This window comes from Gilliamella sp. wkB18, from assembly GCF_001690875.1.
Taxonomy (GTDB): domain Bacteria; phylum Pseudomonadota; class Gammaproteobacteria; order Enterobacterales; family Orbaceae; genus Gilliamella; species Gilliamella apicola_A.
Map to the genome: position 1 here is coordinate 1 of NZ_LZHM01000037.1, position 8,902 is coordinate 8,902.

An 8,902-nucleotide genomic window follows, 5' to 3' on the forward strand; every position below is an offset into this window, starting at 1 on the left:
AAGTTGACCCGTTGGGGTTGGATGTAAAACTTACAGAAGGTTATGTTTATAGAATGGGGTCAGGAACAGACTCAAATTTAACTCCTCGTCCAGGAAAAGATACAACTTCAGGATTGTCGGCATCTTTAGAAAAACCAACAACAGGAAAATTTCAAACCATTGATGTAGCTAAATTAGATGGAACAGGATTAGAAGCCATTAATGATCATGGTAGTCATGTTTCTATACGACCAGCAGATGATCCTAATTTTGTAAAATTAAGTGAATGGGCTGATACTAGAGGAACAGAAAGAACACATAAATATACACAAGCTTTACAGGAAGCAAAAGTCACATGTCCTTAATAAATAATAAATTTATGGATAAATTATCATTAGCTATAGATGAGCTTTTTCTTTATGGAAAAGAAAAAATTCAAAGTCGAAAAGAAATTAAGAAAATTAATATTATTGATCAATTTAATAAAGATAGTGATGGAAATATAAGTAGATATGTGAAATATATCGAGTTTTTATTGAAAGATGAATTTTTAAATGAAAAAGATATTGATTTACTAGATATAGAAATTTCTTATAAAAAATATAATGATGAAAGAATAGAGATAAAAGGGGAGTTTTATGCTTCTGATGGAAAAATTTTTGATGAATTTTATTTGATAGATAATTTAGAAATTATTTTAAATGAGATAAGAGATTTTATTTATAGATGTTATATGAAGTGCGATGAGATAATTGATGTATATGTAAACTAAAAATAGATTTGGTAATTTACACTCTGTACCATTCAAACAATTAGGGCAATATGAAGATGTAGAAACGGGGCTTTATTATAATCGGTTTCGGTATTATAATCCTGAAACCAGCTTATATATTAGCCAAGACCCCATAAAACTGGCAGGTAATAACCCGAATTTTTATGCGTATACGTTTGATTCTAATTCGGAAGTTGACCCGTTGGGGTTGATGGCTAAAGCAGGATCTGGTAAACCTTTTCAAGTAGGAATACATGAAGATTTAATTAAAATTAATCAAGGAACGGGATTGGATTCGCATCATGTAGGACAAAAAGCAATAATGAAAAAATTTATTCCTGGATATGATCCAATGAAAGCGCCTGCTATTCTTGTCCCTTCAGTTGGACATACAAGATCTAGAGATGGAGTGGGTATAGTATCCAGAAATACTAAAGGAATTAATTCAGTTAGAGATTTATTAGCTAGAGATATCAAAGAATTAAGAAAAGTATATCCAGATATACCTAGTGAAAAATTAAAAGAACTTATAGAACTTAACAAGAAAATGTATCCCGAGGCATTTAAAAAAACAAAATGTAAATAATTATGAATGATAAAGAATTTATTGAAAATTTAAAAAAAGAAATATTAAATGAGGCCTATAATTACTATTTTGATTCTTTAAAAAAGAGTTTAAATGGAACAGATAAATCTTGGCTAGATAGTAAAGAATTATATAATAGTTTAGATGATAAACAAAAGGAAAGGTTAAAATCTTTTATTCGTTTAGTGATGATTGATACAATTTCTAGTATACTAGGAAAATTGGATAATATATCTTCATTTTCTAATCAAAAGGGATTATTTGAGTTACGTTTAAATGATAAAGTAATAAGCGGTGATTTACAAGATATATTTTTAGAACAAATGGAGAATGAAAATTGATGAGATAAATTCGGCAATTTATATTCCATATCGTTCAGACAACCGGGGCAGTATGAGGATGTAGAAACGGGGCTTTATTATAACCGCTTCCGATATTATCATCCTGAAACCGGCTTATATATTAGCCAAGATCCGATAGGGTTAGCAGGTAACAACCCGAATTTTTATGCGTATGTGTACGATTCCAATTCAGAAGTTGATCCGTTTGGGTTGGATCCTTTAGGTACAAGTGGCTATTCAGTATATGCATTGTATGAAAATGGTTCTAGTACACCTTATTATATAGGGATAACAAAACAAGATATAGATACTAGAATGTCTCAACACATTGAATCAGGAAGATATACGGGAACACATGAAATATTGAAAAATAATGTAGCTATAGAGCAAGCTAGGGGTTGGGAGCAGGCATATATGGAATATTATCAAACAAAAACAGGTATTATAGGTGAGGAAATATCATCTACTAATAAGGGAAATAAAATAAATTCATTTGACAAATCAAGGACAGATGCTAGAGGAAAAGCTTTTTATACGGAATATGAAAAAGCTAAAGCCCAATTAGAAGGAAATAAAATAAAATGCCATTAATCATGAAAAAAACAGAAGTTATACCAGGAGAAATATATGCAATTCCCCTATTTCTACCTACTGAAGATATTAAGGAAAATTTAAAGAATTATAAAAAAGAGAAGTTTGATAATAGGGGGAGAGAATTTGTCTTTTGTAGAATTATAGATGATAAAGGGGGAAGTGGCATATTTGTAGAAGTATTTGATCAAATAGGGACGTTACAAGAAGATATTCAATCTATTATAAACTCTCCCAGATTATTCTCTCCAATATCTATATCAGGATTAGGAATTTCAAAAGGAAGATGGAAAAAGATTTATACACAAGATAATTATGATCCAGAAAAAGAGTCTAATTTATCAAAAATTCAATTAGTAATGGGACGAGGAGAAGATTCTAGGTTATGGCAAAATGGTATCGAAAAAAAAATTAGTGAAACTGAAGCAAAAAATTATGAACAATGGATTGTTTGGACTCCAACTCAATTAGAAATAAGGATAAAAAATAAATTATTCAAATAAAGAAATTTAAAAATAATAATACAATAATTTGCCCAATGAAGTGATACCGATATACCATTTAGGCAACTGGGGCAGTATGAAGACCAAGAACTAGACGGGCTTTATTATAATCGCTTCCGATATTATAATCCTGAAAGTGGTTCATATATTAGCCAAGACCCTATCGGGCTAGCAGGTAATAACCCGAATTTTTATGCGTATACATTTGATTCTAATACGCAAGTTGACCCGTTTGGGTTAAATATTTTTGAAAAACTAAGGATAACTACAAAAGACGGATTCCTATTTAAGGGTTTTGAAATTAGAGCTCCTTTTAATATACCTGTGCAAAGATTTGGAGATTTACATTTAGGTTCTACTCGTCCAGATTTCTGGGGATTGAGAATAGGAATAAATAAATTTATAAATAGAACTTTTGCTGCAATATTGCCAGCATGGAATCCTTTAAATAAATATAACACAGGAATTATTCCAAAAGGAACTTCGATTAAATTTGGAATAATAGGTCCTCAAGGATTAAAATATCCGGGAGGTTCTTTACAATTTATTGTTAAATCTGACGATGTAGTTAATGTGAAAACAAAACACTTAAAGCCAAAATGCAAATAATATCTTTAATAAATAAAAATGACGATCCAATCAATTTTCAATCACAGTTTATATTAAATAACTTAGAAATTGATTATATTAACTTAATGGAAGTTAATCAAGGTTCTCCCCTTGTAGGAAATTTATTAATTAATAAAAGTAATTTATTCAAAGAAATTCTATTTGGAGGGCCATTCTTATATGATGATCAAAATAGACTTATTTATATTCCTATGTTTATTAGAAAATTTTGTGTTGTAGGTTTTAAATTATCTGTAATTAATCTAGAAAAAAAAACTATAAATTATTTAGGTAAAATTGAAGATTTAATCTTTTTAAGAAAAATAGAAAATAATAAAATATATTTTTATACAAACATTATGAAAAATAAAGAATCATTTATTAAGATTTAAAAACTAAATAAAACAAGCCAATCTAAAAAAGTTGGCTTGTTATTTCAGGCAATTAGGATATTATGAAGGCGAGTAGTTAGACGGGCTTTATTATAACCGCTTCCGTTATTATAATCCTGAAAGTGGTTCATATATTAGCCAAGATCCGATAGGATTAGCAGGAAACAACCCGAATTTTTATGCTTATGTGCATGATAGCAATGTTTGGGTTGATCCCTTTGGGTTGGATATCTTTAATATTATTGATTGGACGGCTCCTGATCCTAGTAAAGGAGGAACAGGGTATACTTACAAAATTTTCCAACAAGATGTAAATTGGGATTTAATTGATTCTAAAGGTAGAACTAATTTAGATAGAGCTTTAGGGGGACTAGCTCCTATAGGAGCAGATGGCAAATCTATAAATTTACATCATTCCAAACAACAAGCACATGGCCCGCTATTTGAATTGTCAGCTACTCCACATCAGCAATATGGACATACAAATGCTTTACATCCATATAGAGTAACTCCTAATCCTGATGGGACTAAGTTTAATCCGTATGATCCAATTGATAGAAAAGCCTTTGATGTTGATAGAAAACAATATTGGAAAGATAGAGCTAATGCTGAAATAAAAACAAGAAAATTAAAAATAGAATGTAAATAATATGTTAAAACAAAATATTAAAAACTATTTAGATGAAGAATATAGTACTGTTCTTCCAGAGTACCAAGAAAAATATAAAAAAACTTTATTAAAATACCACATTAATCCCAATAGTGCATTTTTTGAATTTGTATCGAAATATAGTGATGAATATTATGGTAAATATGGTTTACTATATGATATAGCAACAGATTTAAGTACAGATGATAATGTCACACAGATATTGCATGAGAAAGAACAAGTTCCTTTAAAGTATATTTCATTAATTAACTTAGAGACAGAAGATTATTTATTATATAATAAAGAAAATGAGCATGTTGTACTCATAGAGAGTGGAAATATTGATAAACTAAAAAATAATAATTTTGATAAAGAATGGAATAGTTTTAATGAATTTTTAGAAGATTTCTTTGAATTAAATTGATAATAAAAAGCCAACCTTTTTAGGTTTGCTTGTTATTATGAAGATAAGTTCAGGCAACTGGGGCAGTATGAGGATGTAGAAACGGGGCTTTATTATAATCGGTTTAGGTATTACGACAGTAATACAGGAACTTATATAAGCCAAGACCCGATAAGACTAGAGGGAAACAACCCGAATTTTTATGCGTATGTGCATGATTCGAATACGATGGTTGATGTGTTCGGGTTGGATTTAGTAGATGGAATGCCATTGCCAGATAATACTAAATTATTTAGAATTGGAGGAAGTGGTGTAGATAATTTGAAATTAAAATCCGGTGAAATAAAATTAGACCCCCCTGGAATTTCTGTAATAAGAGCTAATTCAGCAGAAGAAGCCGCTAAAATTATGAGAGATGCTTTTCCTGACGCAAAGAAGTTCTCAAAATTACATGAAATTCTAAATTCTGGAAAAATAGTTGAAATAGATGCAAAAAGTATAAGAAACGCGGGATTTGATGTAATTCATAATCCCACAAAAGGTATAGGTGATGCGCATGCTAGATTAATACATCCGGATGGAGCAGATGGATTTAGTAATAGTAATTTGAAAAAATTATCGGATAACTTTAAATGCCCTAAATAGTATGGAACAAAATATCAAAGATTATATTATTTCTAAGAGAAATAACAAAATTCTAGGATTTATTGAAGTTTGTAAAGATCCAAAAATACCATTTTTATATTCAGGAAAAATAATTCAAAATAATTTTCCTAAAGAACTTGTTCTTATTTTAGATGAATATGTAAATGCTGTTAATGACTTAACTTTTTCTATTTTGGATGAAATTGAAGAAGAAATAAGTAAGTATAAATTATATTTAGGTAATAAAAACATAAAAATTTTCTTACCTCACATAGATGAAGAAAATCAAGAAATATCTTTCTATACTAAATACCCATCTTCTAGTGGATTTCTTGACAATAGCCCCCTTAATTAATGATTCAGTATAAATAATAATAAAATAACAAGCCAATCTAAAAAGGGTGACTTGTTATTATGAAGACGAGTAACTAGACGGGCTTTATTATAATCCTGAAAGTGGTTCATATATTAGCCAAGATCCGATAGGATTAGCAGGAAACAACCCGAATTTTTATGCGTATACGTTTGATTCGAATACGATGGTTGATGTGTTCGGGCTTAGTGAGTGTGGATCAAATAGTTGGAATAAGTTTCAAAAGCAGCATAAAGGAGTTTTTAAAAATTCGTCAGAAGCATCTAGGGCTTATAATGATTTAAAAGTAAATAAAAGTCCTTGGCCTTATGATTACGCTCCTAAAAAAGAAACATTAAGCCCTGGAGAAAAAATAAGAATGGCTATGAGTGAAGGACAGCCTTCAAATAGACCAGGAGGTTGGGCAACTACTGATGAGATTCCCGATGTAAATATGGTTAGAGAGAAACTTGCCGTTACTAAAGAGTTTAAAGAAAATATAGCATATGTTCAAGAGTATGAAGTAATAAAAGAGCTTCCTGTAAAAACAGGCACTGTTGGTCCTCAAATTGACGGATTAGATGGTACTTATTATCATGGAGGAGGAAATCAAATCCAATTAGATGTGCCACCAGCTGAAAGAATGGATTATCTTAAACCCATTTCAGATTATAAAATAGAATAGATGACATGATTAGTAATTTTAAAATTGATACCTCTGAAAAAAATGTTTCTTGGTATAATAATGGTTTAATAGTATGCAAAAGTTTTGAGAAAAAAATTTTTCAGGCTGTAGAAATTACATTTTTATCCCAAATATTAATTATAGCAGACTATAGAGAAAAGGGGAAAAATAATATGTTTATATATGATAAAAAAGGTGACTGTATTTCAAATCCTAGTATGCCATCACCTGAGTTTTATGGTATTTACTCTATTTGGTATTTAGAAGGTAATATGTTACAGACTGTTATATTATTAAGTAATGATAATTCAAATTATGAAAAAAAATGTATTTTTAATCTTGAAAATCATAATTTCTCAGAATTTTCATTAACAAAATAAAACTCAAAGCCAACCTAAAAAAGTTGGCTTGTTATTTCAGGCAATTAGGATATTATGAAGACGAGTAGTTAGACGGGCTTTATTATAACCGCTTCCGTTATTATAATCCTGAAAGCGGCTTATATATTAGCCAAGATCCGATAGGATTAGCAGGTAATAACCCGAATTTTTATGCGTATGTGCATGATAGCAATGTTTGGGTGGATCCGTTTGGGTTAGATCCTGTTAACTGGACTCCTCATGGATTTAAGCACTTTCCACCAAAAAATAAATCTTGGGCTGAAATAGTAAAATCAACTAAAAATGGACCAGCAAAATATATTTCAGGGATAGATGTAGAAAATTTAGAACGGACAATTTGGAAAGAAGGAACTCCTGTAACTAACGGAAAAAATTGGAAGGTTATGGAATTCAATGATATTATTGGAGCATCAGAAGGAAAACCTACAAATTTTGTTCGTGTAGAAAATAGTGAAAATACAATTCATGGGCACCCAATATCAAAAAGCGAATTTAAAAAATTAACAAAATGTAAGTAATATGGACTTTAAAAATGTATTAGGAAAAAGTACAGGAATCATTACTTATGATAATTTTAGTACTTTGGATGTTTCTTCAGGTATAAAAGGGAATATAGATAATTTAAAAGAGGATTTGTTACAAATAGAATATCATAATAATTTGATTCTGGATTTGGGTTGGTATCCTTCGTTTAATAAAAAAGGTGCTTTTTCTATTAGTATAATCAAAGATTTTAATTGGGAAAATCCTATCAAAGTACAAAAATGCAAATCATTTGAAGAATTAGGGAATTTTATTACTGAATTTATAAATTATTGTAATAATTATTAACCAACTAAAAGCTCAACTAAATGTTGAGCTTTTATATTTATATCTTTGTTGTGTTTTTATGAGAGAAGAGACTGTACATATAGAAATTAAAATACAAGAAACAACATTACAAGATTGGTTAGTTTTAAGAAGTGTTTTCGAGCAAAAATATGATATAGAATATTGTAATACAATCGCTTCCGATTTTACGACAGTAATACAGGAACTTATATAAGTCAAGACCCTATCGGGCTAGCAGGTAATAACCCGAATTTTTATGCGTATACGTTTGACTCTAATACGCAAGTTGACCCGTTGGGGTTGGATGTAAAACTTACAGAAGGTTATGTTTATAGAATGGGGTCAGGAACAGACTCAAATTTAACTCCTCGTCCAGGAAAAGATACAACTTCAGGATTGTCGGCATCTTTAGAAAAACCAACAACAGGAAAATTTCAAACCATTGATGTAGCTAAATTAGATGGAACAGGATTAGAAGCCATTAATGATCATGGTAGTCATGTTTCTATACGACCAGCAGATGATCCTAATTTTGTAAAATTAAGTGAATGGGCTGATACTAGAGGAACAGAAAGAACACATAAATATACACAAGCTTTACAGGAAGCAAAAGTCACATGTCCTTAATAAATAATAAATTTATGGATAAATTATCATTAGCTATAGATGAGCTTTTTCTTTATGGAAAAGAAAAAATTCAAAGTCGAAAAGAAATTAAGAAAATTAATATTATTGATCAATTTAATAAAGATAGTGATGGAAATATAAGTAGATATGTGAAATATATCGAGTTTTTATTGAAAGATGAATTTTTAAATGAAAAAGATATTGATTTACTAGATATAGAAATTTCTTATAAAAAATATAATGATGAAAGAATAGAGATAAAAGGGGAGTTTTATGCTTCTGATGGAAAAATTTTTGATGAATTTTATTTGATAGATAATTTAGAAATTATTTTAAATGAGATAAGAGATTTTATTTATAGATGTTATATGAAGTGCGATGAGATAATTGATGTATATGTAAACTAAAAATAGATTTGGTAATTTACACTCTGTACCATTCAAACAATTAGGGCAATATGAAGATGTAGAAACGGGGCTTTATTATAATCGGTTTCGGTATTATAATCCTGAAACCAGCTTATATATTAGCCAAGA

General features: G+C 29.6%; 15 protein-coding genes and 8 pseudogenes. All 23 read left to right on the forward strand.

The annotated features are described in order from the left end of the window. Positions 1-344, forward strand: a pseudogene (locus tag A9G48_RS02815) (hypothetical protein); the annotation flags it as partial. Then, positions 335-751, forward strand: coding sequence for a hypothetical protein (locus A9G48_RS02820; RefSeq protein WP_034947360.1), 417 nt, complete (start codon positions 335-337; stop codon positions 749-751). The pseudogene A9G48_RS02815 and the gene A9G48_RS02820, both read left to right, overlap by 10 nt. A gap of 43 nt (positions 752-794) precedes the next feature. Next, positions 795-950: pseudogene (locus A9G48_RS11910) on the forward strand (RHS repeat-associated core domain-containing protein); the annotation flags it as partial. A 12-nt stretch (positions 951-962) separates the two neighbouring features. Further along, positions 963-1,337 carry a hypothetical protein gene (locus tag A9G48_RS11520; RefSeq protein ID WP_237745929.1) on the forward strand — a complete coding sequence of 125 codons (375 nt, stop codon included), beginning with the start codon at positions 963-965 and terminating at the stop codon, positions 1,335-1,337. 2 nt (positions 1,338-1,339) lie between these two features. Continuing rightward, complete coding sequence (locus tag A9G48_RS02830; protein ID WP_065575758.1) at positions 1,340-1,678, forward strand: hypothetical protein; 339 nt, start codon at positions 1,340-1,342, stop codon at positions 1,676-1,678. Between the two features lie 30 nt (positions 1,679-1,708). Continuing rightward, a pseudogene (locus A9G48_RS02835) lies at positions 1,709-2,269 on the forward strand (RHS repeat-associated core domain-containing protein); the annotation flags it as partial. Beyond that, positions 2,260-2,772, forward strand: coding sequence for an Imm26 family immunity protein (locus A9G48_RS02840; RefSeq protein ID WP_202807466.1), 513 nt, complete (start codon positions 2,260-2,262; stop codon positions 2,770-2,772). The pseudogene A9G48_RS02835 and the gene A9G48_RS02840, both read left to right, overlap by 10 nt. 51 nt (positions 2,773-2,823) lie before the next feature. Then, a pseudogene (locus tag A9G48_RS11915) lies at positions 2,824-3,015 on the forward strand (RHS repeat-associated core domain-containing protein); the annotation flags it as partial. A gap of 81 nt (positions 3,016-3,096) precedes the next feature. Further along, positions 3,097-3,381 carry a hypothetical protein gene (locus A9G48_RS11920; RefSeq protein ID WP_065568938.1) on the forward strand — a complete coding sequence of 95 codons (285 nt, stop codon included), beginning with the start codon at positions 3,097-3,099 and terminating at the stop codon, positions 3,379-3,381. Further along, positions 3,372-3,773, forward strand: a complete 402-nt coding sequence (locus A9G48_RS02850; RefSeq protein ID WP_065568937.1) for a hypothetical protein — start codon at positions 3,372-3,374, stop codon at positions 3,771-3,773. The genes A9G48_RS11920 and A9G48_RS02850 overlap by 10 nt, the downstream gene beginning before the upstream one ends. A gap of 82 nt (positions 3,774-3,855) precedes the next feature. Continuing rightward, positions 3,856-3,999: pseudogene (locus tag A9G48_RS11925) on the forward strand (RHS repeat-associated core domain-containing protein); the annotation flags it as partial. Then, the gene (locus A9G48_RS11790; RefSeq protein WP_442903331.1) at positions 3,997-4,422 is read left to right on the forward strand and encodes an HNH/ENDO VII family nuclease; all 426 of its coding nucleotides are present in this window, start codon (positions 3,997-3,999) and stop codon (positions 4,420-4,422) included. The pseudogene A9G48_RS11925 and the gene A9G48_RS11790, both read left to right, overlap by 3 nt. Position 4,423: 1 nt before the next feature. Further along, entirely contained in the window at positions 4,424-4,846 is a 423-nt protein-coding gene (locus tag A9G48_RS02860; RefSeq protein WP_034947411.1) for a hypothetical protein, read from the forward strand. A gap of 48 nt (positions 4,847-4,894) precedes the next feature. Continuing rightward, positions 4,895-5,074: pseudogene (locus A9G48_RS12095) on the forward strand (RHS repeat-associated core domain-containing protein); the annotation flags it as partial. Further along, positions 5,054-5,470, forward strand: a complete 417-nt coding sequence (locus A9G48_RS02865; protein WP_034947408.1) for a hypothetical protein — start codon at positions 5,054-5,056, stop codon at positions 5,468-5,470. The pseudogene A9G48_RS12095 and the gene A9G48_RS02865, both read left to right, overlap by 21 nt. A gap of 1 nt (position 5,471) precedes the next feature. Next, a complete protein-coding gene (locus A9G48_RS02870) occupies positions 5,472-5,825 on the forward strand; it encodes a hypothetical protein (RefSeq protein WP_034947405.1) in 354 nt (117 codons plus the stop codon). Between the two features lie 184 nt (positions 5,826-6,009). Then, positions 6,010-6,507 (forward strand): hypothetical protein, encoded by a 498-nt coding sequence (locus A9G48_RS11525; protein ID WP_034947403.1) that lies wholly within the window; start codon positions 6,010-6,012, stop codon positions 6,505-6,507. 5 nt (positions 6,508-6,512) lie between these two features. Next, positions 6,513-6,887, forward strand: coding sequence for a hypothetical protein (locus A9G48_RS02880; RefSeq protein WP_034947400.1), 375 nt, complete (start codon positions 6,513-6,515; stop codon positions 6,885-6,887). Between the two features lie 74 nt (positions 6,888-6,961). Beyond that, a pseudogene (locus A9G48_RS12100) lies at positions 6,962-7,108 on the forward strand (RHS repeat-associated core domain-containing protein); the annotation flags it as partial. Positions 7,109-7,427: 319 nt separating this feature from the next. Beyond that, positions 7,428-7,739, forward strand: a complete 312-nt coding sequence (locus A9G48_RS02890; RefSeq protein ID WP_034947387.1) for a hypothetical protein — start codon at positions 7,428-7,430, stop codon at positions 7,737-7,739. 294 nt (positions 7,740-8,033) lie between these two features. Continuing rightward, entirely contained in the window at positions 8,034-8,366 is a 333-nt protein-coding gene (locus tag A9G48_RS11095; RefSeq protein WP_255309142.1) for a hypothetical protein, read from the forward strand. Then, entirely contained in the window at positions 8,357-8,773 is a 417-nt protein-coding gene (locus A9G48_RS02900) for a hypothetical protein (protein WP_034947360.1), read from the forward strand. The genes A9G48_RS11095 and A9G48_RS02900 overlap by 10 nt, the downstream gene beginning before the upstream one ends. Positions 8,774-8,813: 40 nt before the next feature. Then, positions 8,814-8,902, forward strand: a pseudogene (locus tag A9G48_RS12105) (RHS repeat-associated core domain-containing protein); the annotation flags it as partial.